The organism is Cryobacterium roopkundense (assembly GCF_014200405.1).
In the GTDB taxonomy this organism is placed as follows: domain Bacteria; phylum Actinomycetota; class Actinomycetes; order Actinomycetales; family Microbacteriaceae; genus Cryobacterium; species Cryobacterium roopkundense.
Genome location: NZ_JACHBQ010000001.1, coordinates 2,674,948 through 2,697,586 on the forward strand (window position 1 = coordinate 2,674,948; position 22,639 = coordinate 2,697,586).

At 65.6% G+C, this 22,639-nt stretch carries 19 protein-coding genes and 1 tRNA gene; 6 read left to right on the forward strand and 14 right to left on the reverse strand.

What is annotated here, in order from left to right:
• Window positions 1–49: 49 nt before the first annotated feature.
• Together BJ997_RS12600 and BJ997_RS12605 are read right to left on the reverse strand one after the other, a co-directional pair.
• Window positions 50–937 carry a M48 family metalloprotease gene (locus BJ997_RS12600; protein ID WP_035835018.1) on the reverse strand — a complete coding sequence of 296 codons (888 nt, stop codon included), beginning with the start codon at window positions 935–937 and terminating at the stop codon, window positions 50–52.
• A gap of 12 nt (window positions 938–949) precedes the next feature.
• Window positions 950–1,516 (reverse strand): LemA family protein, encoded by a 567-nt coding sequence (locus BJ997_RS12605; RefSeq protein WP_035835020.1) that lies wholly within the window; start codon window positions 1,514–1,516, stop codon window positions 950–952.
• A gap of 211 nt (window positions 1,517–1,727) precedes the next feature.
• Here BJ997_RS12605 and BJ997_RS12610 point away from each other — a divergent pair, with 211 nt between their 5' ends.
• Window positions 1,728–2,483 (forward strand): ABC transporter ATP-binding protein, encoded by a 756-nt coding sequence (locus tag BJ997_RS12610; protein ID WP_052541908.1) that lies wholly within the window; start codon window positions 1,728–1,730, stop codon window positions 2,481–2,483.
• The gene (locus BJ997_RS12615) at window positions 2,480–3,214 is read left to right on the forward strand and encodes an ABC transporter permease (RefSeq protein ID WP_035835022.1); all 735 of its coding nucleotides are present in this window, start codon (window positions 2,480–2,482) and stop codon (window positions 3,212–3,214) included. Before BJ997_RS12610 ends, BJ997_RS12615 begins: the two co-directional genes overlap by 4 nt.
• Before the next feature lie 3 nt (window positions 3,215–3,217).
• On the opposite strand, the gene BJ997_RS12620 is transcribed toward BJ997_RS12615, so the two are convergent.
• Entirely contained in the window at window positions 3,218–4,705 is a 1,488-nt protein-coding gene (locus BJ997_RS12620; RefSeq protein WP_084141011.1) for a glycoside hydrolase family 1 protein, read from the reverse strand.
• Window positions 4,706–4,707: 2 nt separating this feature from the next.
• Window positions 4,708–6,021, reverse strand: coding sequence for a D-arabinono-1,4-lactone oxidase (locus BJ997_RS12625; protein WP_183323501.1), 1,314 nt, complete (start codon window positions 6,019–6,021; stop codon window positions 4,708–4,710).
• A 298-nt stretch (window positions 6,022–6,319) separates the two neighbouring features.
• Here BJ997_RS12625 and BJ997_RS12630 point away from each other — a divergent pair, with 298 nt between their 5' ends.
• From BJ997_RS12630 to BJ997_RS12640, 3 genes are read left to right on the forward strand one after another with little or no spacing between them, the layout of a single operon-like run.
• Window positions 6,320–8,344 carry an Ig-like domain-containing protein gene (locus tag BJ997_RS12630; RefSeq protein ID WP_221243963.1) on the forward strand — a complete coding sequence of 675 codons (2,025 nt, stop codon included), beginning with the start codon at window positions 6,320–6,322 and terminating at the stop codon, window positions 8,342–8,344.
• 19 nt (window positions 8,345–8,363) lie between these two features.
• Window positions 8,364–9,290 (forward strand): Ppx/GppA phosphatase family protein, encoded by a 927-nt coding sequence (locus tag BJ997_RS12635; RefSeq protein ID WP_035835025.1) that lies wholly within the window; start codon window positions 8,364–8,366, stop codon window positions 9,288–9,290.
• A gap of 56 nt (window positions 9,291–9,346) precedes the next feature.
• A complete protein-coding gene (locus tag BJ997_RS12640; protein WP_052541909.1) occupies window positions 9,347–9,796 on the forward strand; it encodes a VOC family protein in 450 nt (149 codons plus the stop codon).
• Here the strand turns inward: BJ997_RS12640 and BJ997_RS12645 are convergent.
• The 10 genes from BJ997_RS12645 to BJ997_RS12690 form a co-directional block, all read right to left on the reverse strand.
• Complete coding sequence (locus BJ997_RS12645) at window positions 9,793–11,388, reverse strand: ABC-F family ATP-binding cassette domain-containing protein (RefSeq protein ID WP_035835026.1); 1,596 nt, start codon at window positions 11,386–11,388, stop codon at window positions 9,793–9,795. The genes BJ997_RS12640 and BJ997_RS12645 overlap by 4 nt on opposite strands.
• Before the next feature lie 405 nt (window positions 11,389–11,793).
• Window positions 11,794–13,215 (reverse strand): HNH endonuclease signature motif containing protein, encoded by a 1,422-nt coding sequence (locus BJ997_RS12650; RefSeq protein WP_052541910.1) that lies wholly within the window; start codon window positions 13,213–13,215, stop codon window positions 11,794–11,796.
• A gap of 274 nt (window positions 13,216–13,489) precedes the next feature.
• A tRNA-Leu gene (locus tag BJ997_RS12655) sits at window positions 13,490–13,566 on the reverse strand.
• A 52-nt stretch (window positions 13,567–13,618) separates the two neighbouring features.
• The gene (locus BJ997_RS12660) at window positions 13,619–15,133 is read right to left on the reverse strand and encodes an NAD(P)/FAD-dependent oxidoreductase (protein WP_084141012.1); all 1,515 of its coding nucleotides are present in this window, start codon (window positions 15,131–15,133) and stop codon (window positions 13,619–13,621) included.
• A gap of 42 nt (window positions 15,134–15,175) precedes the next feature.
• Window positions 15,176–16,477, reverse strand: a complete 1,302-nt coding sequence (locus BJ997_RS12665; protein ID WP_035835027.1) for a S8 family serine peptidase — start codon at window positions 16,475–16,477, stop codon at window positions 15,176–15,178.
• An 86-nt stretch (window positions 16,478–16,563) separates the two neighbouring features.
• The gene (locus BJ997_RS12670) at window positions 16,564–17,094 is read right to left on the reverse strand and encodes a DUF501 domain-containing protein (protein WP_035835028.1); all 531 of its coding nucleotides are present in this window, start codon (window positions 17,092–17,094) and stop codon (window positions 16,564–16,566) included.
• Entirely contained in the window at window positions 17,091–17,570 is a 480-nt protein-coding gene (locus BJ997_RS12675) for an FtsB family cell division protein (RefSeq protein WP_035835075.1), read from the reverse strand. The genes BJ997_RS12670 and BJ997_RS12675 overlap by 4 nt, the downstream gene beginning before the upstream one ends.
• A 103-nt stretch (window positions 17,571–17,673) precedes the next feature.
• Window positions 17,674–18,954 carry a phosphopyruvate hydratase gene (gene eno / locus BJ997_RS12680; protein ID WP_035835029.1) on the reverse strand — a complete coding sequence of 427 codons (1,281 nt, stop codon included), beginning with the start codon at window positions 18,952–18,954 and terminating at the stop codon, window positions 17,674–17,676.
• Window positions 18,955–19,041: 87 nt separating this feature from the next.
• Complete coding sequence (gene hisS / locus BJ997_RS12685; protein WP_035835030.1) at window positions 19,042–20,295, reverse strand: histidine--tRNA ligase; 1,254 nt, start codon at window positions 20,293–20,295, stop codon at window positions 19,042–19,044.
• Window positions 20,296–20,335: 40 nt separating this feature from the next.
• Window positions 20,336–21,058, reverse strand: coding sequence for a nucleoside triphosphate pyrophosphohydrolase (locus BJ997_RS12690; protein WP_084141019.1), 723 nt, complete (start codon window positions 21,056–21,058; stop codon window positions 20,336–20,338).
• A 151-nt stretch (window positions 21,059–21,209) separates the two neighbouring features.
• On the opposite strand from BJ997_RS12690, the gene nhaA reads away from it, so the two are divergent.
• Window positions 21,210–22,589: a Na+/H+ antiporter NhaA gene (gene nhaA, locus BJ997_RS12695; protein ID WP_420827183.1), complete on the forward strand. Its 1,380-nt coding sequence runs from the start codon at window positions 21,210–21,212 to the stop codon at window positions 22,587–22,589.
• Window positions 22,590–22,639 lie beyond the last annotated feature (50 nt).

Below are 22,639 nucleotides of genomic sequence, written 5' to 3' on the forward strand. Positions count from 1 at the left end.
AGTGTCTGAGCTGAGGAGCGAGTAACCCGTCACCGCAACGGCCGACTCTTTAGAACTTCCTCCCCATGGAATTCAACCGCTCGATCCGATCCGCGATCGGCGGGTGCGTGGCAAACAGCTTCGCCATCGCGCCGGGCTTGAGCGGATCCGCGATCCACAGGTGCGCCATCGAGGTGTTCTGCTTCTTCATCGGCCGGCCGTACTCGCCGAGCTTGTTCAGGGCGCTCGCGAGCGCGTCCGGATGCCGAGTAGTGAGCGCGCCGGTCGCATCCGCCAGGTACTCGCGCTGCCTCGAGACGGCCAGCTGCACCATCGTGGCGATCAGCGGAGCCACGACCATGGCGACGAGGCCGAAGACCATCACGACGGGGTTGCCATTGTTGTTATTGCCGCGGCCGAAGAAGGCCATACGCAGGAACATATCGGAGATGAAGCCGATGGCCACGACGAGCCCGAAGACCACCATAGACACCCGAATGTCGTAGTTGCGTACGTGACCCATCTCGTGGGCCATCACGCCCTCAAGCTCCGAGTCGTCCATGATGTCGAGCAGGCCGGTTGTCGCGGCGACGATGGCGTGCTGTGGGTCACGTCCCGTTGCGAAGGCGTTCGGAGCGGGGTCGTTGATGATGTAGACCTCGGGCATAGGCATGCCGGTCGCGATTGACAGGTTCTCGACCGTGCGCCAGAGCCGGGGGTTGTCGGACTTGCTCGTGAGCTTCACGCCACCGCTCATCGCAATGGCCTGTCGGCCCGCAGCGAAGTACTGGATGACCACGTACAGGCCCGCGATCACCACGACAGCGATGAAGAGGCCATAGCTGTTCCGAGGGCCGTACACAGCGTTCGCCAGCCACCCGAGGCCCGCGATGATCGCGAAGAAGAAGATCATGATGAAGACGGTGTTGCGTTTGTTTTTCGCAATCGCGCTATACATCTGCGCTCCCGACTAGAACTGCACGCGAGGCGGCTCCGCAATCGCTGCGGAGTCGGCCACCTCGAAGAAGTCACGTTCACTGAAGCCCAGGTTTCGGGCGAAGAGGTGGTTCGGGAAGACCTGGATCTTCGTGTTGAATTCGCGCACGCCACCGTTGTAGAACCGACGTGAGGCCTGAATCTTATCCTCGGTGTCGACGAGCTCACCCTGAAGCTGCAGGTAGTTCTGGCTCGCCTGCAGCTGCGGGTAGGCCTCGGCCACTGCGAAGATGCTCTTCAGCGCTGTCTGCATGTGATTCTCGGCCGCGGAGGCGTCGGCCGGACCCTGGGCCGACAGCGTCTCTGCACGCGCCTTCGTGACGTTCTCGAAGACCGACTTCTCGTGCGCCGCATAGCCCTTGACCGCTTCGATCAGGTTCGGAATGAGGTCGGCACGCCGCTTCAGCTGAACGGTGATGTCGCTCCAGGCCTCGTCGACGCGAACCTTGAAGGTCACGAGTGAGTTGTACGTCGCCCAGAGGTAGATGCCAGCGATGGCAACGATGACAACGACGATCAGGACCGGGATGAGCCAATTCATGGCAGCGTCTCCTTGTAATTTGGGCACGGAAACACGATATTAAGAGCCCCCGAGCGGTGCACCCCCATAGTAGCCAAGTGTTCTGAGGCTCCCCTCCGCTTCTCATAACACTCCAAGCTAAGTCGGAGGGTGCTCCCACCGATCCGATTGTCACCTAATCGGCGCGTGACACGCCCTTGACGTGCCCCGCCGTTTGGCGAAGAGTTCACCCATGACCATTCCCTCCGACACCGCCATCTCTGTGCTGGAGCTGCACGTGCGCCGAGGAAAGCGTCCGGTGCTGCACGGGCTGAACCTCGACGTGCCGCGCGGCCAGGTCGTGGGCCTGCTCGGCCCGAGCGGATGCGGCAAGACCACGCTGATGCGGGCGATCGTGGGCGTGCAGGTCGTGCAATCCGGACGTGTGACCGTGCTCGGGGAACCAGCGGGGTCCCCGCCGCTCCGCCGCCGGGTGGGCTACGTCACGCAGGACGCAAGCGTGTACGACGACCTCACTGTGCGGCAGAACCTCCAGTATTTCCGAGCCGTGGCGGGGGCTCCCCGCACCGACGTCGAGCGGGTCATCGCCCTCACCGACCTCGGCGCACAGGGCGGCCAGCTGGCTGGATCCCTGTCTGGCGGCCAACGCAGCAGAGTCTCACTCGCCGGAGCCCTGCTCGGATCCCCCGACTTGCTTGTGCTCGACGAGCCGACGGTCGGGCTTGACCCGGTTCTGCGCGTGGAGTTGTGGTCACTGTTCCACCGACTGGCAGCCGGGGGAACAAGCCTTCTCGTCTCGAGCCACGTCATGGACGAGGCCACGCGCTGCGACCGACTCCTGCTGATGCGCGACGGCGAGATCCTTGCCGACGACACGCCGAGTGCCCTGCTCGCAGCCACTGCAACCGCCGACATGGAGCAGGCGTTCCTTGTGCTGATCGGGCGACATCCGCTCACACACGGTTCTGAAGAGGGCGTCGGCTCATGACGCCCGCCCGCACGCTCGCCACTGCCGGTCGCATTCTCACCCAGATTCGCCACGATCCGAGAACCATTGTGCTGCTTCTCGTGGTGCCGAGCCTGCTGATCGGGCTCATCGCCTGGATCTTCTCCGACACGTCGACCTTCGAGACCGTCGGACCGGCCATGATCGCCCTGTTCCCTTTCATCGTGATGTTCTTGGTGACGAGCATCACGACCCTGCGCGAACGCCGTACCGGAACCTTGGAGCGCCTGCTCTCAATGCCGTTGGGAAAGGGCGATCTGATCCTCGGTTATACACTCGCTTTCGGCCTGCTCGCGACGCTGCAGTCCGCCGTGGCGGTGGGCTTCGCGGTGGGCGTGTGCGGCCTCGAGATTGTGGGGTCGTTGTGGCTGCTGCTCGCCGTGGCCGTAGCGGATGCCGTGCTCGGCACGGCCCTGGGACTGCTCGCGAGCGCCTTCGCCCGCACCGAATTCCAGGTCGTACAGTTCATGCCACTGTTGGTCTTTCCGCAGATTTTGCTCGGGGGTATTTTCCTGCCGCGGGACCAACTGCCGGATGTGCTTCAAGCAATCAGCGATTGGCTGCCGCTTTCCCACGCGATCGACGCCCTGCGGGCCGTGGCCACCGGCTCGGAAGACGACGCGTATGTGCTCGGCGAGCTGCTGATCATCGGCGCCTGGATCGTGGGCGCCGTGGTGCTCGGCTCGATCACCTTGCGCCGCCGCACCCCCTAGCTCTCAGCGGGCGGCGAGGACCTTCTGGAGCCAGCGGTAGGAGTCCTTAGGAGTGCGGGTGGTCATCCCGTCTGAAAACGACACGTGCACGAGGCCGTAGCGCTGCGTATAGCCGGCCGACCATTCGAAGCCGTCGAGCAACGATCGTACGAAGAACCCGCGCAGGTCCACCCCCGCGGCCGCCCCGCCCGGGCGCACCGCATTCACGGCCGCCTGCAGGTGCTCGGCGACGTAGTCGATGCGCAGCGGATCGTGCACGGCCCCGCGCTCGTCGGCCTGGTCGGAGAAGCCGGCCCCGAGCGTCGTGACGTACACCGGCGGGAGGACATCGCCGTAGCGGGTCTGCAGCTCGGCGAGCGCCACACCGAGGTACTCCGGGGCGTTCACGTGCCCGGCCCCGGTGACGGGGAACTCCCGGAACGCGGTGGGATGGAAGGGAAACGCCGGCGCGACGGGGGCCGGATCGTCCCGGCTCACGATACGGCCCGTTCCCGCGGCGATCCGGGTCGGTTCCATATAGCTCAAGCCGTAGAAATCGAGCGGCTGGTGAATAACGGCGAGGTCGGCGGGGTCGGCTTCGAGCAGACCGCGCAGCTCGACGGCGAAGGGCTCGAGCGGGTCGGGATACCGGCCGAGCAGCACTGGATCGGCGAAGATCCGGTTGTGCAGCAGGTCGGAGAGCGCGGCGTACGAGCGGTCCTGTTCCCGGTCGGTCAGCGACTCGACCGGGGAATGGGCGTTGGAGAGGCCGATCCGGCCACGGACATCCGCTGCCCGAAGCCCCTGCACGGCGAGGCCGTGCGCGAGCAGCTGGTGGTGTGCGGCCGGCAGAGCGTCGAAGAGCAGGGAACGGCCCGGCGCCTGGGTGCCGAGCGCGTAGCCGTTCAACATAACCGTGGCGGGCTCCTCGAGCGTCACCCACGAGTCGATCCGATCCCCGAGCGCCTCCCCCACCGCGTGGGCATAGTCGCCGAAGCGACCGGCTGTGTCCCGGTTCAGCCAGCCTCCGCGCAGAGCGGTCGGGGTGTCCCAGTGCGAGAGCGTGGCCATCGGGCTGATGCCGTGGGCCAGGAGCGCGTCGAGCAACTGGTCGTAGAAGGCGAGGCCGTTGCGGTGGAGTGCGCCGCGTCCGTCGGGCTGCAAGCGCGGCCACGCGAGCGAGAATCGGTAGGCGTCGACCCCGAGTTCCCGCAGCAGGGTGGCGTCTTCAGCGAACTTGGCCAGGTGGTCGGCACCGATGGACGCGTTCGACCCGTCCACGATTCGGCCAGCTCCGGCGGTGAAGGTGTCCCACACCGAGTCGCCACGACCCCCGTCGCGCGCGGCGCCCTCGACCTGGAAGGCCGACGACGACACTCCCATCACGAATCCGTCGGGCAGAAAATCGCCCAACTCGCTCGCGCGGTGCGGCCAGTCGCGCTGCTCTGACGCGGTTCGCTTCGCGCGGGTGGGTGTGGCGCGGGTGGGGTTCGCGGGGGTGCGAGGAATCATGGTCACGGGCCGAGGACTCTTTCCAGATAGCTGTTGGTGAAGCGGCGCTCCGGGTCGAGCCTGTCACGAACCGCGAGAAAGTCGTCGAAATGCGGGTACCGGCCCCGCAGCGCGTCGGCCTTCTGGTAGTGAAGTTTTCCCCAGTGCGGGCGCCCGCCGTAGCCGATCATGATCTGCTCGACCGCACGGAAGTACTCCTCCGGGTCTTCGCGCACGTAACGGTGCACCGAGACGTAGCCAGTGTCCCGACCGTAGGCCGGCGACAGCCAGAGGTCGTCGGCCGCGGCAGACCGCACCTCGATCGGAAAGGAGATCCGCCATCCACGTGCCTCGATGAACCGGCGCACCGCGCGCACGGCCTCGGGCACCCGGTCACGGGGCAGGGCGTATTCCATCTCACGGAAGCGCACGGCGCGGTTGGTGGCGAAAACGCGCGTGGAGGCATCCGTGAATTGACGGTTGCCCGTGGAGCGCGCCGACAGCCGGGCGAGCGACGGCACGAGCGCGGGCAGGGCCGTTCCCACCGCGCACACGCCTCGGTAAACCCCGTTTGCCAGCAGTTCATTGTCGATCCACCGGGACACGCGGTGCGCCCGGGCAGCCGGCCGGGGTTCAACCACTCGCGTGTTGGTTTTTGTCAGTGCCGTGTCGGTGTGCGGGAACCAGAAGAACTCGAAGTGATCGTGCGTCCGTGATCGCCGCACGAAGTCCTCAAGCACGGCATCGAGCGGTTCTGATCTCTGATCGGAATGAAGCTGGAAGCGGGGAACGCACTGGATAGTGACGTCCACGATGATGCCGAGGGCCCCGAGACCGAGGCGCACGGCAGGGAGTATCTCGGTGTTCTCCGTGTCGCTCACCCGCAGGAGCGTGCCGTCGGCGGTTACGAGAGTAAGCCCCGTCACCTGACTCGCCAGGCCGACAAAGCCCCCGCCCGTTCCGTGCGTGCCGGTGGAAATCGCCCCGGCGACCGTCTGTCGGTCGATGTCGCCGAGGTTCGCCAGAGCGAGGCCGTGGTCGTCGAGAAGGCGGCCCAGCCTGTGCAGGGGCAGCCCCGCCGCCACTGTCACCCGGGCGGCGGGCACATCGATCTCGATCAGGCCCCCGAGGTCGTAAAGATCGAGCTGCACACCGGGTGCCACAGCGATGCCGGTGAAGCTGTGACCCGTTCCGACCGCTTTTATTCTCAGGCCAGCACGGATCGCGGCCCGAACGGAGCGCTGCACTGCGCCCACTGTCGCCGGCCGCTCGACGCGCACTGGGCGCACCGACTCGGTGCGCGCCCAGTTGCGCCAGGGGGGCTGCCGGAGAATCATTGAAAACCCTCGTCCACTGGCCGCAGAATGATCCCGTTCATCGCCGCCTACTCATCTGAAAAACCGTCCGTCGGTAGGCTTCGCGTCTGAAACCGGTAATGTTACGTGGCAGATTGACTTTGAGCGTCTCGCCCCGTCAAATAGGGTTGTGGGCCCTGTCACTTCAGCCAAACTTATCGCCTCTCCGGTGTCGTCGGCGCGACAACGGATGCGCCGCGCTGCCCTTCTCTGCCTGATCACCTTCGCGACTTCCCTTATTGCCGTTTCCGCACCCCTGCAGGCTCCGGCCGCTTCCGCCATGACGCCGGCGACAACCGAGGCCGTCGAACCGGCCCCTGAAGCCACGCCGAGCGCGGACCCCGTGGCCGCGCCCACACTAGACAGTCCCTCCCCCGGCATCTTCATCGGAAAGTCGACCACGACAGTATCTGGAACGCGTGATGCCTCCTCGGAGGTGCAATTGCTGTCCCCCTCCGGCGGGGATCCGCTGTGCATCATCGCCCCGGACGGCAGCACTACCTGGAGCTGCTCGAATGCCCGGTTGCCGAACTCCTCTGCCGTCACGCTGCGCGTCGTCGTCAGCGGCAATCCGACTCTGTTCGATGAAATCACTGTCGCTGTGCTCGGCGCCCCCACTGTCACGGGCGGCCCCACCGGCCAGGGCTCGTCGAACGGCCTCGTTCGCGGCACGGGCTACCCCGGCGCATCCGTCACGGCCTCAGTCGCGAACGGCATCTCGTGCACCTCGCAGGCGGACGGTTCCGGCGCGTGGGCGTGCCACCTGGACGGCCTGGAGTCCAGCGGAAACCGGGAGGTCACGGCGAGCCAGCTGACGGGCTACAGCAGCCCGTCATCATCGAACTCGAGCGCCGGAGTGATGATCTCCTTCGACCTCGACCGGCCCGACGCGCCCGTCATCACGTCGCCTGGCCGCGGTGCCCAGATTCCCGTCGCCGGCACGACGTACACGGGCACGGGTGAAAGCGGCGCCACCGTGACCGTCTTCGCCGGACCGTATTCGGTGTGTTCGGCCCCGGTGACCAACGGAGCCTGGAGTTGCTCAGCCGGCGGAGTAGCCGCCGGGTCGTACTCCCTTGTCGCCGTGCAGCAGGACGTCGCCGGCAACGTGAGCGCCGGCAGCGCAGCCGTCACCGTCACCTACGTGCAGCCGTCGACTCCGTCCCCGTCCCAGAGCACACCTCCCACCGCTGGCGGGTCGGCCACCACAGACCCCACCGCCAGCTCCGAGCCGTCGGCCTCGGCGACGGCGGACGCCGTACCCCCCGTCGCGGTGCCCGGACCCACCGCATCCGCTTCGAGCGAACCTCCGAGCGCCTCCGGGTTCGGCGCGGGACCCTGGAACTACCCCACACGCTTCACCACGGCTGTGACCTCGCCGTGGGCAAGCGCTTCATTCCCGTGGTTGCAGGCCGTTCTCCTCGCGCTCGGAGCTGTGGTGCTGTTGGCAATTCCGTCCCGGCTGCTCGCCGGCACCATCTCCCGGGCACGCGGCGGACGCCCGCTCTGGGGCGCCACCTCGATCGCGGGACGCAACCGCGCCCGGGATGAGTTTGAGACGGCACCGACCGTGCAGTGGAACCGCTGGCTGCTCGGCGGCGCGGCACTCGTGGCGGCCGCGACCCTCGTGATGCTGTCGGGGCCCGTCATCTCCCAGCCCGCGTACCTGCGCCTACTTCTTGCCGTGGTCGTGGCGCTTCTGCTCGTCAACCTCGCGGCCGCACTCGTGCCACTGCTGTGGAGTTCCCGCGTCATGCACATCGACGCGACCATAACCTTCCTGCCCCGCTACCTGGTGCTCGTCGCGGTGGCGGCCATCGGATCCCGCGTGCTCGACATCCATCCCGCTCTCTTGTTCGGGCTGTTGGGCAGTGTCACCGTGGCCGCGGGGCCGACCCTGGCCCAACGGGGGCAACTCGCCTCAGTGCGCGCCGCAAGCCTCGTGATGCTGGCCATCGTCGGCTGGTTCGGCCTGGGCCTGCTCCCCCCGGCTACCGGATTTCTGACTGCCTTCTTCGCCGAGGTAGCGAACACAGTCGTGCTCGCGGCGATCGGCTCGGCTGTCCTCGTGCTCGTTCCCATCGGCCGCACCAGCGGCCGGAGTGTGCTGGCCTGGTCCCCGCCGGTGTGGGCGGGCCTGATGGTCGTGTCGTTCACACTGCTGTTCGCCGTGCTGTCGCCCGTGATCGAGGTGTGGCAGTCGGCGGGAACCGTGCCGCTGCTGTGGGTGGCTGCGGGAGTGTTTGCCGCGCTGAGCGCCGGCGCCTGGGCCTGGCAACGCTTCGTGGCTCCGGCGGGCCTCTGACGCGCGCTATCGTTCAGGAGTGCGCTTAGGAGTCCTCGACGTCGGGTCGAACACCGTCCATCTGCTGGTTGTCGACGCCCATACGGGCGCTCCCCCGCTGCCCATGGCCTCGGATAAGGCTGTTCTGCGGCTGATGAGGTACATCACGCCCGATGGTGCGATCAACGACGAGGGCGTGGCCGCAGTGCTCACGTCGGTGCAAAATGCCGCCGATTTCGCGAGCCGCCACAACATTGACGAGCTCTTGCCGTTCGCGACATCCGCTCTGCGCGAGGCCACCAACGGGCCCGAGTTGCTGGAACGGGTCGAGCGCGAGACCGGTGTGGCATTGCAGGTGCTGTCCGGGGAAGACGAAGCCAGACTCACCTTTCTGGCCGTGCGCCGCTGGTACGGCTGGTCGGCCGAAAACATTCTGCTCTTTGATATCGGCGGCGGGTCGCTCGAGATCGCAGCCGGAGCGAACGAGATTCCCGAGGTCGCCCTCTCCCTGCCGCTCGGCGCGGGACGCACCACGATTGGTTTTCTGCACCACGATCCGCCCCTGCCAGACGAGGTGAACGCACTGCGCGTGCACGCCGCATCAGTGCTCAAGGACGCCGTGGGCGCCTTTGCCGCCCTTCCTGCCCCGCACCACATCGTGGGGTCGTCCAAGGCCATCCGTTCCCTGGCCCGGCTGGCGGGCTCCACGTCGGACGGCGTCGGGTCCGGCGACCGCCTGCGGCTCGGCCGTGCTCAGCTCAATGATTGGGTGCCTCGCCTCGCGCGCATTCCAGCGGATGCCCGACCGGCGCTGCCTGGAATCACCGCCGACCGCACCTTTCAGATCGTGGCCGGCGGAATCGTTCTGGGCGAGGCAATGGCAGCCTTCAAGGCCGACGAGCTTGAGGTCTCTCCATGGGCCCTGCGCGAGGGAATCATCCTGCGGTACCTCGACCGCCTTACCTAGCCCCGTTCCGGGGGCGCGACTAAGCTTTCAAGCTCTCGCACTGAAAGGGACCCCCGATGGCAACCAGCAAGATCTTCATCAACCTTCCCGTGGCTGACCTCGAGGCCTCGAAGGCCTTCTTCACGGCCTTGGGATACACGATCAATCCCCTGTTCACCGATGAGAACGCGGCGAGCGTCGTCATGTCAGACAGCATTTACGCGATGCTGCTCGTGAAGCCGTTCTTCGCCACCTTCACCGACAAATCACTCATCGACCCCAAATCAGAGGTGCAGGTGCTCAACTGTCTGGTGCTCGACAGCAGGAACGAGGTCGACGAATGGGCAGAGAAGGCCCTGGCAGCGGGCGGCGCAGAGCCACGTACCACCCAGGACTACGGCTTCATGTACACGCGGGACATCGAGGACCTCGACGGTCACATCTGGGAAGTCACCTGGATGGATCCTGAGGTCGCCAAGAACGGCCCACCCGCCATGTCGTCAGGCCGTCCGACCGGTCGGACCTAGGCTACTCGCACGTCGATCTCGCCGGGTTCGGCTGCCTCGCTGCCGAAGACGAGGTAGCGGTTCGCGATCTTGTCGCTGAAGAAGCGGTCGTGGCTGACCACGACGACGGCGCCGGGAAAATGCATGAGAGCCCGCTCCATCACCTGCGTGCTCGACATGTCGAGGTGGTTGGTGGGCTCATCGAGCAACAGCACCGAGGCGCCTGACAACAGGCACTGGGCCATGGCCACGCGGGCGCGCTGACCACCAGACAGGTTTCCGATCTTCTGTTTGAGGTCGGCTTCGGAGAACTGGAACATCGCCAGGAAACGGTTCACTGACTTGCGGGTCGCGGTGAGCGCGAGGCTGTCTGGCATGGCGTTGACGGCGTGGCTCACCGTGTCGGTGTCGTCCAGTTCGTCGAGCACCTGGTTGTAGGACACAACGCCGGCACCGGATGCCCAGGTCACATCCCCGAAATCGGCCTGCTCTTCGCCGGTCAGCACCCGCAGCAGGCTCGTCTTTCCGCTGCCGTTAGGGCCGAGAACGACGATGCGGTTGCCACGCCGAATCTCAAAGGTCAAACCGCTGAACAGCAACTTGTCGCCGTAGGACTTGCCGAGGTTGTCCACCCGACACAGGGCGTCCTTCACGTGCAGGGAACCGTAGATCTCGGTGATGATCTGGTCGACGGGGCGAGGGGTGCGGGACTTCTTGATGTGGGCGAGCTTGTTGCCGAGGCCCCGGCTCTCGGCCTTCGCTGCCTCGCGACGATCGGAGATTCCCTCGGCTTCGAAGGCCAACAGCTCGGACTCGTGCACAAACTGCGCCTCGAGCGTCTTGAGGCGGAACTGCTTCTGCACCACGTACTCTCCGAAATTGCCGGGGTACTCGTGCAGGTGATAGTTCTCGAGTTCGATGATGCGAGTGACCACGGCGTCGAGGAATTTACGGTCGTGCGAGACCACGATGGCGGCGCCCGTGAAATCGCGAAACCACGCTTCGAGCCATTCGACGCCAGCCACGTCAAGGAAGTTGGTGGGCTCATCGAGCAGCAGCACGTCTGGCGCTTCGAGCACGATCTTGGCGAGGGCCGCGCGGTTGCGCCAACCGCCGGACAGTTCGTCGATGGCACACACCCGGTGCGCCTCGTTGAACCCGAGCGTGGAGAGCGCGGTGTCGATATGGCGCTTGTAATCCCAGCCATCGAGCCGGTCCATCTCCTCAAAGAGCTCCGACTGGCGAATGATCAGCCGGTCGAGTTGGTCGCCCACGGAGGAATCGGTCGCGATGCTCGTGTCGATCGCAGCCAGCTCGGCTTCGATCGCCTTGACCTCGACGAACAGGGCGTCGAGGACTTCGGTGATCGTGGACTGGCCGTTCAGCTCCGAGAACTGCGAGAAGTAGCCGATGCGCACGCCGGCTTCCAGCGTGACAGTTCCGGTGTCTGGCGTGACCTGCTCGAGGACGAGCTTGAGCATCGTCGACTTGCCGGACCCGTTCTTTCCGATCAGGCCCACCCGGTCTTTCGGTTCGAGGCGAAAGAACGCCTCGCGAAGAATCTGGGTGTTCTCAAAACCGACGCTGACGTCGTTCAGCCTGATCAGGCTCATGGGTGGTTCCTTTCGGGCAGGGTGTTGCGCTGCCGTGAAGCGTGCTGTCTACTCAGGAAATGCACCGCATTTCCCCATTCCTCGGCGGAGCGAAGCGCCCGACGAGATAGATCGCCGAATCCGTGGGAACAGCGCGACTCCGGCCGCGCCAGCGGTCCCGGGGACGGTTCCGGGCGTTCCTCACAAGAATACGGGAGGCGCACAGGCAAGGCGAACTCCTGCTCAATGACAGTGATCGGTCGACCATGCCTGTCAGCTCAGCCCTATCAGCTCAGCCCTGTCAGCTCAGCCCTGTCAGCTCAGCGTCTACGCAAGAGATCGCCGTCTACTCGTCCGAGTTTGACATCACCACTGAAACCGGAGGTTCTCCCTTTTTCAACCCCGAACTGTCACCAACCTGTCGGCTCAATACAGCTCGAAGGGGCTGTCGTTGATTTCGGTGGCGGGGATACTCCAGGGGTCTGCGCAGGCGCGAGGCTTCGTGGTCAGCGTGGGTTCCATCAGTGGGATCGTCGGTCGGATGCGGGTTTCGGGGTGAGTGACATAGTGCCTGCCCGCCGGGCTGGTCCAGTTGAGGGTTCCGTCCTCGCCTTGGACCACTGACCAACCTGTTTCGTGTTTCACCCGGTGGCTCGGGCGGCACAGGCTGGAGAGGTTCGAGAAGACGGTCTCTCCGCCGTGTTCCCAGGCGATGGTGTGATCAATGTCGCAGGCGGCGGCTCGTCGGTTGCAGCCGACGGCACGGCACGTGCCGTCGCGTAGTCGCAGCCAGTTCTTCAGGTCGTCCGGGACCTTGTACTTCGTGCGTCCGAAGGAGAGAACAGCTCCCGTCTCGGGGTGGACGAGGATGCGAGTGAAGCTGGTGGCCGTTCCGGCCAGGCGCCGGGCGGTCTCCGCGTCGATCGGCCCGAACCCCTCCAGCGTGCCCGGCTCCTCGCTCTGACCCAGCAGGGTGAGAACGGGGACGGTGACGAATACGTTCGCGCGGACTCCGGCACCGAGCCCGGTCTCGGTCACTCCTTTCAGGAGCAGGTCCGTGGCGGCGTCGGTACGAAGCTGCGCGAGAGTGCGGGTTTCGTCGTGCACCTTCAGGTTCTTCGCCAAAGATTCGACCCGGTCCGCGATGGCGGCCGCATCTTCGTTGCTCAGCGTCATCTCCAGGTACCCCATCCCGTCACGACCGGGACTGACCCAGAAGTTCCGGTCAGCGAGGGCCTTCTGGTGCCGCACGGCGATGGACTCCGGGTGAGTGAACTCCCGCACCTTCACGGCCTTCTTCCGCAATTGCGGGACGGTGAGGGTTTCACTGTTGCGGAGAGCCTCGTCTTCGAAGGCCTTCCAAGCCTCCGGTGGCAGGCTGACGGCGTTCTCGATGATGGTTTGGGCGTGGCGGTAGCTGATGTCACCGCGGCGGAGGGCGTCTCGGGTGGCGGGGAGCCGGTGTTGCAGCAGGTCGCTTTCGAACATCAGATTGCGGGCGACACCGCTGGGCAGTTTCAGCAGGGCAGCCAGCTCAGCGACGAGGCCTTCGTGGGCGGCTTTCTGCGGTGACCACTCGGTGTCCCGTCGTCCCCGCGCGGTGAGGGGAAGTCCAGCCTCGGCCGTGGCGTCGGTCCACTGCCGGAGCCTGTCGATCACTTCCGCTCGAGCGGCCTGGGCGAAACAGACCATCCGATCGAAGCTGAGTATCGCGTCGAGGAGCAGGGTTTGAGTGTCGTCGGCGACGGCCTTCTCCTCCGCCAAGACGGCGAGGGTCTGGTCGACTGGTTCGGGCGGGTTACTACCCGCGGCCTCCTCCAAAGGAGGAACTTCATCGTTGTTCTCCATAAGATAATTATCCCACGAACCACAGACAGATTCGAGAAATACTCAGGGTTGTGGATAACTTGATCGAAGAAGTTTGCGCCCTCCCGAAGTCTGAGCATTGGCTTGCGGGGTCTCGATACGCGCCGTAGACGGCGCTACTCGACCAGCGGAATGGGGGGCGCGCAAAGGCGGCGCAGGGCGCAGGGCGCGAAGCGCAGGGCGCAAGGCGCAGGGCGCGAAGCGCAGGGCGCAAGGCGCAGGGCGCAAGGCGCGCGGCGCGGCGCAGTTGTGCGGGTGGTGCCCCCGCTGGGATTTGAACCCAGACTTTAACGATTTTAAGTCGTTCGCCTCTGCCGATTGGGCTACGGGGGCGCGTTCGAAACTCTCGAACGCTTCTAGCGTATGCGCTGCTGCGCCTGTGCTGCTACTTAGCGGCGGTTGCCTCTGCGGCGGCACGCTCGGCGACGACCTCTTCAACCACGGCGTCGGTCGCGGGATCCGCAGCCAGAGTGTCCTTCACGACGGGCTTGGCCGCCGCCTTGACCGTGGGCTTACGCGGAGCACGAGGGGCACGGGGCGCCCGCGCTGCGGGGGCCGCGACAACGGGAGCCTCAACGGGAGGCTTCGGACGAGAGGCGAATTCCTCGAACACCGCACGAGGCGTCTGCACCGCGTTGAGGGAGACAATGTCGCGTCCGAGGAAGAAGTTGTTCACCCAACCCCATACGACGCGCAATTTACGCTCCCAGCTCGGCATGGCCAGGCCGTGGTAACCACGGTGCGCGAACCAGGCGGGCATTCCCGTGATGGCGAACTTGCCGGACTGGAAGACACCGATTCCCACACCGAGGCCTGCAACGGCTCCGAGGTTCTTGTGGTTGTACTGCTTCGGGCCTTCGCCGCGCAGCACCGCCACGATGTTCTCGGCCAGGAGCTTTCCCTGGCGAACGGCGTGCTGGGCGTTGGGCACACAATTGCCGCCCACGCCGCCTCCGCTGAGGTCGGGCACGCAGCTGACGTCACCGGCAGCCCAGGCGTCCAGAACGATGTCGTCTTCCGTGCCCACGCGAAGGTCGGCCCGGGTCTGAACCCGACCGCGCTCTTCGATGGGAAGGTCGGTGTGACGCACGATCGTGGGGTTGGCCATCACGCCGGCGGTCCAGACGATGAGGTCGGTTGCGAAGGTCTCGCCTGTGGACAGCTCGATGACGCCATCGACGGCGCTGGAGAGCTGCGTGTCCAGGTGAATCTGGGCTCCGCGGGAAGCCAGGTTTTCGATGACCCAGAGGCTCGTCTTGAGCGACACCTCTGGCATGATGCGGCCCATGGCCTCGATGAGGTGGAAGTTGACCTCGTCGAAGCTGATCTCCGGGTAGGAGGTGAGCAGCGAGGTCGCGAAGGACCGCAGCTCGGCGAAGACCTCGATGCCGGCGAATCCGCCGCCGACCACGACGAACGTGAGCAGACGCTCGCGCTCGGGACCTTCCGGCAGACCCGCGGCCTTGTCGAAGTTGCTGAGCACGCGGTCGCGAATGGCGACGGCCTCCTCGATCGTCTTGAGGCCGATGGCCTGGTCTGCGACGCCCGGGATCGGGAACGTGCGCGACACGGCGCCGGCGGTGACCACGACGATGTCGTACGCAAACTCCCACGGCTCGCCGATGGAGGGTGTGATGGTCGCGGTCTTTTCGGCGTGGTTCACGTGAGTGACCTTGGCCGTGATGACGTTGGTCTTCTTCAGGTGGCGACGGTGGGCGACCACGGCGTGCCGGGGTTCAATCGAACCGGCCGCGACCTCTGGGAGGAAGGGCTGGTACGTCATGTACGGCAGCGGGTCAACCATGGTGACCTCCGCTTCACCGGATCGCAGCCACTTCTCGAGCTTCCAGGCCGTGTAAAAACCGGCGTAGCCGCCACCAACAATGAGAATTTTGGGCACGATGAGAGGGCCTCCTACATGATTTGTTTGCGCAAGTACTGACTACTTGCGGCGAATTCGCTTGAAATGCCGAGTGGCGCCTATGCCTAGCAATCCTATTAGGATACCAAATCCCACGAGCACGGCGAGCGGCAGGCTGATGTAGGTCAAGGTGAGTTGGCTGGGCAGCCATGCCGAGGCAATATTTTGGGCGGGCAGAGCCGGGTCCTGTGACGGAACCGTGGGCGCAACGACTGAAGGTGTCTCTGTGGGCTGCACCTCGATCTCGGCCCGGCGATGCAGGTGAATCCACTCCTGGAGCAGTTCAGTCGGGGTCTGGCCCGTCGACGCCGGCACTCGGGCGTTCAGCGCCGCACTCGCGTCGATGAGTCCGTTTCCGTAGATCGGACTCGGCGTCGTCTGGCCGTTCGGGTTGGCCGATTCGATCACGCGATTCATCACCCCGGCCGCGTCGAGGTCTGGGTAGGCGGCCCGCACGAGGGCCACCAGCCCCGACACGAGCGGCGCGGCGGCGCTCGTGCCCTCCCAAAGCACATATCCCCCACCCGGAATGGCACCCACCAGTTGCTCGCTCGGCGCGGCCACTGAAATCGTGATGCCCTGGGAGGAAGCGTCGAAGCTTGCCGTCTTTTCACGGTCCACACCGGCCACTGTCAGCACACCGGGGATTGTGGCGGGCGCGCCGACTTCGGTCGTGCCGCTCCCCCGGTTGCCTGCGGCGGCAACAACCACGACATCGTTCTCGAAGGCGTACAGGAAAGCGTCGTCCCAGCTTTCCGGCCAGAACAGGGTATTGCGCGTGAGCGACATGTTGATGACGTCGGCGCCATTGTCGACGGCCCAGCGGATGCCTTCGGCGATCTGGTCGTCGTTGCTCACTGTGGACGAGGAATCGCCGAAGGCCACGGAGACGGAGAGAAGGTTCGCTTCGGGTGCGACGCCGATCATTCCCGTGCCCTCGCCTGTTCCCCGACCGGCGAGGAGTGACGCAACCATGGTGCCGTGTCCACTGTCTTGTTTGTCGCTGCCCACCGGGGTTTGACCGCGGGAGGAGCCCAGGCCCGAGACATCCGTTCCCCCGACGACCGCTGAGGCCAGCTCGGCGACGGTGCTGTCGATTCCCGTGTCGATGACCGCGATCGTGACCCCTGCTCCACGGGTGGTGTTCCAGGCCTCGGCGAACCCGTAGTCGCCCAGCCAGTACTCGAGGTCGCGAATCTGGTCGGCTCGGGCGGGCGGAGCGTCCAGAACAACGGAACCACCCACGACGGCCACGGCGAGCAGCACTCCGAGGCCCGCGCCGAACCGCCGCCAGCCGCGCGTACCTCGGGAGTTCTGTGTCACTCGGGAGTTCTGTGTCACTCGGGAGTTCGGTGTCACTCGGGAGTTCGGTGTCACTCGGGAGTTCGGTGTCACTCGGGAGTTCGGTGTCACTCGGTAACCGAATCCGCCGCCGAATAGTCCATGCACTCGCAGACGGCGGGTGTCCAGGTGCAGCGCGCGAGCGCGAGGTCGCCGATCGGGTTGACGCCAGGGCCGGCGGCCAGGGAATGGGCGGCAAGGGCATGCAGGCACTTGACCCGCTCGGGCATGCCCCCTGAGGAGATTCCGGCAACCTCCGGTACGTCGCCGAGCACGGCGCGATCGGCGAGAAAGCTCTCGTGGGCGGCCCGATAGGCGGCGCGCACGCCCTCATCGTCGGAGAGAAGCTGGTTGTATTCGTTCATCACCTGGGTGGCCTCGAGCTGCGAGATTGCCGCAGTGGCTGCGGGGTGGCAGAGGTAGTACAGGGTGGGGAACGGAGTGCCGTCGGCGAGTCTCGGTGCTGTGGCCACTACCGTGGGCGCTCCGCAGATGCACCGCGCGGCGATGCCGACCACGTTGCGGGCCGGTCGTCCCAGCTGGGCCGAAACCACGGCGATGTCCTCGTTGGTGAAAGGGTCGAACGGGGGTCTGGTCATTCTGCTGCCGCCTTCGGTGCAAGACCGGCCGTCATCGCCGACGCGAACAGGGATCCCAGCCAATCGATTTTGGTGTCTTGAATATTGGTGCTCACGGGTGCCGTCTCACTCGCATCGGTAACCGGAACGGGCAGGTCGTTGATCACGAGAAAACTGATGTCGCCCGGCTGAACGTAGGAGAGTCGGTCCCGCGCCTGGGTCGTGATGTAGGTGCGGTCGTTCCACCGCTCCCGCTCGGACTTGAGCTGGTCCACCTCGGTCTGCTGCTCGGAGACCTCGGCGTTCAACGCGCTGATCTGCTGGCGCTGTTCGGCATAGGTGCGCAGGCTTGGCGCGAGCACCACCACGGCCAGCACCAGGATGACCATCATCACGAGGGAGAAGCCTGAGAAGTGGATGCCGCGCAGCCAACCCCCGACGGGCGTTTCGGCCGGTCCGGTGGCCGGGAGCTTCCGATCGGTGGACTTGCTTCCCACGGGGGCTCCCTTCGTCGTGCTCATCTTCTGGTTCACTGTGCTCAATCGGTGAAGAAAAATGGGGCTCTCGAACCGGCGTGGCCGAATCGAGAGCCCCGGCAGGTTAGGCGCTGAAGCGCGGGAAAGCGGAACGTCCCGCGTAGACGGCGGCCTCGCCGAGCTCTTCTTCGATGCGCAGCAGCTGGTTGTACTTGGCCACGCGCTCGCTGCGGGCCGGAGCTCCGGTCTTGATCTGACCGGCGTCCGTCGCCACCGCGAGGTCGGCGATGAAAGTGTCTTCGGTTTCACCCGAACGGTGAGAGATGATGGCAGTGTAGCCGGCGCGCTGCGCCATCGACACGGCATCCATCGTCTCGGTGAGCGTACCGATCTGGTTGACCTTCACCAGGATCGAGTTCGCGGCCTTCAGCTCGAGGCCCTTGGCCAGACGTGCCGGGTTCGTCACGAACAGGTCGTCGCCGACGATCTGCACCTTGTCGCCGAGCTCCTGCGTGAGGTGCACGTAGCCGTCCCAGTCGTCTTCCTCCAGCGGGTCTTCGATCGAGACCAGCGGATAGGCGGCAACGAGCTCGGCGTAGTAGGCCGACAGCTCCTGCGCCGAGAGCTTCTTGCCCTCGAACCTGTACACCCCGTCTGAGAAGAATTCGCTCGCCGCGCAGTCGAGGGCGAGGGCGATGTCTTTTCCGGGAACGTAACCGGCAATTTCGATGGCTTCGACGATGAGGTCGAGGGCAGCGCGGTTGCTCGGCAGGTTGGGAGCGAATCCACCCTCGTCGCCGAGGCCGGTGGAGAGGCCCTTGGACTGCAGCAGACCCTTGAGCGCGTGGTACGTCTCGACGCCCCAGCGCAGGCCCTCGCTGAACGACTCGGCACCGAGGGGAACGATCATGAACTCCTGGATGTCCACGTCGTTGTCGGCGTGCGACCCGCCATTGATGATGTTCATCAGCGGCACGGGCAGGGTGTGCGCGTTCGGGCCGCCGAGGTAGCGGAACAGCGGCAGCCCGGCCGAGCTGGCGGCGGCCTTAGCCACGGCGAGGCTCACGCCGAGGATGGCGTTGGCGCCGAGGCGCTCCTTGTTATCGGTGCCGTCGGTCTCGTTGAGAACCATGTCGACGATGCGCTGGTCGCTCGCGTCGATGTCTTCGACGGCCAGGCCCAGCTCCTCGATGACGGAATCGACGGCGTTGAGAACGCCCTTGCCGAGGTAACGGGCCTTGTCGCCGTCGCGCAGCTCGTACGCCTCAAACACTCCGGTGGACGCTCCGGACGGAACGGCGGCGCGGCTGACGGTGCCGTCGTCCAACAGAACCTCGACCTCGATGGTGGGGTTGCCTCGGGAATCGAGAATTTCGCGTGCGTCTACTGCCTCAATCAGGGCCACAACTGTCTCCTAAATCTGGGGGGTGGTGGTGCGTGATACATCGGTCAGTCTAACCAAACCCTGTGACACCGAACTGTGCTGCTCTGATCAGGCGCCGAGCGCCTTGAACTCGAGTTCGGCAGCGGTCGTGGTGTCGTCGGTGACAAAGGCAAAACGGCCGAAACCGGCCTCGGCGGCGCGGTCGAGCAGGGCCTTGAGATTCTTGGTTCGGCGTTCGAGGCGCACGCGCAGGCCGTCGGCCACGAGCGCGGTCTTGAGCTGCACGAGGTGGGCCGGATCCGCGTCGGCGCTGTGCACGAGCACAACGGCGTCGGCAGCGGATGCGGCGTCGCGGCCCAGCAGGTCGACGATGCGTTCGAAGCCGATCGAGAATCCGCACGCCGGCACGTCCGTGCCGAGGAAACGCCCGATCATGCCGTCATATCGACCGCCGCCGCCGAGCGAGTACCCGAGGGTGGGGTGCGAGATCTCGAAGATCGTGCCGGTGTAATAACCCATGCCCCGAACCAGGGTGGGATCGAAGACAAGGTCGACCCGAGGCATGGCCGCGCGCAGGGCGAGCAGATCGGCGAATGCCGCCTGGTCGAGCCACTCCGGTACGTCGGAGCCGAGGTCCCAACCCGAGCCCCCGAGTGTGTGCAATGTGTCGGCTATTCCCGCCGTGTCGATGCCGAGGCCGCCGAGCTCGGTGACCACACCGTCGACGCCGATCTTGTCGAGCTTATCGATCGTGATGAGGGCGCGTTCGGTGAGGTCGGCCGCGACGCCCCAGTGACCGAGCATGGTCGACAGGATTCGGCGGTCGTTGATGCGGATGGAGCAGCCGACAAGCCCCAGCGTGTCGAGGGTTGCCGCGGTCGCCGTGATCAACTCGATCTCGGCGAGCGAACCGGCTTCTCCGATGATGTCAATGTCGCACTGCACGAACTGGCGGTAGCGACCCTTCTGCGGCCGCTCCGCGCGCCACACCGGTGCGATCTGAATGGAGCGAAAGACGGTGGGCAGCTCGGCCCGGTGCGTGGCATAGAAGCGCGCAAGCGGAACTGTGAGGTCGAAACGCAGTCCCAGGTCGGCGAGGGACAGCAGGTCGTCCTGCTCGACGGCGGCCGCGACATCCGTCGCCTTTAGGCCACGCTTCATCACAGCGAAGGCCAGCTTCTCGTTGTCGCCGCCGAGGCCCGAGTGCAGGCGTGCAGAGTCCTCCATCACCGGGGTCTCGATTTCGTCGAACCCGTGGGCGGAGAAGCTCTGACGGATCACCCCGAGCGCGTGCTCCCGTACGGCCTTGTCGGCGGGGAGGAAGTCACGCATGCCACGGGGAGGAGTTACAGGTGTTGCCATGCCCTAATTCTGTCAGGTCGGTGGTGAGGCCCGAAGCGGGTCAGCCGCGAGGAAGGGCGATGATGCCCGCATCGAAGGCGTCCACGTCGGCCGCGCGCTCGGAGTTCGGCGTCATGGCGGCCTCCGCCCCACGGATCTCCCCCTGCAGATCTCGCAGCGCGGTGCGAAGCGCCCTCTCGGCATCGAGGCCCTTCGTCCTAGCTGTTGCGACGATGGCGAGCAGCAGCGGACCCAGCTCATCCTCGCTGTCCATCGCGAGCGGAAAGCCGCCGTCAGGTTCGATCAGGCCGATCTTCTCCGCACGCCCCAGAACCTTGTCCGCCAGGGCGAGGGCTGGCATACCAAGGGGAATACCGTCGAGCACGCTCGTGCGCTCCGGCTTCTCCTCCGCCTTGAAGCCGTCCCAGGCCGCCGACACATCGGCGGCGGTGTCGAGCTTGAGATCGCCGAAGACGTGCGGATGCCGGCCGATCATCTTCGCGTTCATGTGAGCCGCGACATCCTGAATGTCGAAATCCTCACCCGCGGTGTTCGCCGCGAGGTCGGAGTGGAAAAGCACCTGGTAGAGAACGTCGCCGAGCTCCTCTAGTAGGTCATCACGACTGCCGGACTCGATCGCCTCCACGAGTTCGTGGGACTCCTCCACCAGGTACTGCACGAGCGACTCGTGCGACTGATCGGCGTCCCAAGCGCAGCCACCCGGCGCCCGCAGCCGGGCCACTGTGGCGATGAGGGTGTCGAGTGAACTGGCGGCTTCTGTCACGGTGAATCTCCTTCTTCCCTGCAATCGTAAGCTTCCCGGCCCGCCCGCGCTCCATGTTCGCTCAGAAGGGTCTGGTATTCTCGATAGCGGTGAGCCGGGAAGTCTGGTCGGCAGTTCAATTTATAGCGCCGAAAAATTTGAGGATCTACTCGTGCCCACATCTTCACCTGTTCCCATTTCTCCCTCCGATCGTCCCGATGGCACCGGCGCCGTGCTGCGTCGCGGCAGCCACTCTGAGTTCGTTCGTATTTCCGGCATCCTGCGCAAGGAGACCGTCGGCGGCGCCATCCTGCTGGTCGCGACCATCGCCGCCCTCGTCATGTCGAACACCCCGTTGTTCGCCGACTGGTACTTCGCCTTCCGTGACCTCAAAGTGGGCTACGAGCCCTGGCACCTCGAGCTGAGCCTCGGCGCCTGGGCGGCCGACGGCTTCCTCGCCATCTTCTTCTTCCTCGCCGGGCTTGAGCTCAAGCGCGAATTCGTGGCCGGTGACCTGCGCAGCGTCAACCGCGCGATCGTTCCCGTGGCCGCGGCCATGGGTGGCGTCATCGTTCCCGCCGTCTTCTACACCCTGATCAACCTGAACAGCGGCTCTGATGCCCTGCGCGGCTGGGCGATCCCCACGGCAACGGACATCGCCTTCGCCCTAGCCGTGCTGGCCGTCATCGGCAGTAAACTCCCCGCGGCCCTGCGCATCTTCCTGCTGACCCTCGCTGTCGTCGACGACCTGCTAGCCATTGCGATCATCGCGTTCTTCTACACCACCGACATCGCCTTCGTGCCTCTGCTGCTCGCGATCGTTCCGCTCGCCCTCTACTGGATCCTCGCCCACAAGTTCTCCTACTTCTTCGGCACCAAGGCCCTCGCTGCCTGGGTGATCCTGCTGCCGATCGGTTTCGTGGTCTGGGCGCTCGTGCACGCTTCCGGCGTGCACGCGACGGTGGCCGGCGTACTGCTCGGCTTCGCCATCCCCGTGCTGCGCAGCCAGCGCGGCGGCGGCCCCGATGCCGGCCCCGGCCTCGCGGAAACCCTCGAGCACCGCATCCGCCCGCTGTCGTCGGGGTTCGCCATCCCGGTCTTCGCGTTCTTCTCCGCCGGAGTCGCAATCGGCAGTGTCGAGGGCTTCACTCAGGCCATCACAGACCCGGTCTCGATAGGCATCATCGTGGCGCTCGTGGTCGGCAAGCCGGTCGGTGTGTTGCTCGCGACCATCATCGTGACCAAGACTACGAAGGCGGCGCTCGATCCCGACCTGGCCTGGATCGACGTGGCGGGAGTGGCCCTGCTCGCAGGCGTGGGCTTCACAGTTTCCCTGCTGATCAGCGAGCTCGGCTTCGGCCAGGGCAGTCCGCACGATGACCATGCAAAGGTCGCCATCCTGGTGGGCTCGCTGCTCGCCGCCCTCGCCGCCACGGTTATTCTTCGCGGGCGCAACCGGCACTACGGCCGCATCGCCGAGAAGGAAGCCATCGACGCTGACAACGACGGCGTGCCCGACGTGTACCAGACCCAGAAGCAGGCCGAGAAGTAGGCAGAACCATTCACGAGAGAAGCCCCGTCGCTCACCGAGCGGCGGGGCTT

What these genes read in the sequence shown, in the direction of transcription:
- BJ997_RS12600 (WP_035835018.1), bottom strand. Translation starts at nt 937, where the DNA reads ATGTATAGCGCGATTGCGAAAAACAAACGCAACACCGTCTTCATCATG.
- BJ997_RS12605 (WP_035835020.1), bottom strand. Translation starts at nt 1,516, where the DNA reads ATGAATTGGCTCATCCCGGTCCTGATCGTCGTTGTCATCGTTGCCATC.
- BJ997_RS12610 (WP_052541908.1), top strand. Translation starts at nt 1,728, where the DNA reads ATGACCATTCCCTCCGACACCGCCATCTCTGTGCTGGAGCTGCACGTG.
- BJ997_RS12615 (WP_035835022.1), top strand. Translation starts at nt 2,480, where the DNA reads ATGACGCCCGCCCGCACGCTCGCCACTGCCGGTCGCATTCTCACCCAG.
- BJ997_RS12620 (WP_084141011.1), bottom strand. Translation starts at nt 4,705, where the DNA reads ATGATTCCTCGCACCCCCGCGAACCCCACCCGCGCCACACCCACCCGC.
- BJ997_RS12625 (WP_183323501.1), bottom strand. Translation starts at nt 6,021, where the DNA reads ATGATTCTCCGGCAGCCCCCCTGGCGCAACTGGGCGCGCACCGAGTCG.
- BJ997_RS12630 (WP_221243963.1), top strand. Translation starts at nt 6,320, where the DNA reads ATGACGCCGGCGACAACCGAGGCCGTCGAACCGGCCCCTGAAGCCACG.
- BJ997_RS12640 (WP_052541909.1), top strand. Translation starts at nt 9,347, where the DNA reads ATGGCAACCAGCAAGATCTTCATCAACCTTCCCGTGGCTGACCTCGAG.
- BJ997_RS12645 (WP_035835026.1), bottom strand. Translation starts at nt 11,388, where the DNA reads ATGAGCCTGATCAGGCTGAACGACGTCAGCGTCGGTTTTGAGAACACC.
- BJ997_RS12650 (WP_052541910.1), bottom strand. Translation starts at nt 13,215, where the DNA reads ATGGAGAACAACGATGAAGTTCCTCCTTTGGAGGAGGCCGCGGGTAGT.
- BJ997_RS12670 (WP_035835028.1), bottom strand. Translation starts at nt 17,094, where the DNA reads ATGACCAGACCCCCGTTCGACCCTTTCACCAACGAGGACATCGCCGTG.
- hisS (WP_035835030.1), bottom strand. Translation starts at nt 20,295, where the DNA reads ATGGCAACACCTGTAACTCCTCCCCGTGGCATGCGTGACTTCCTCCCC.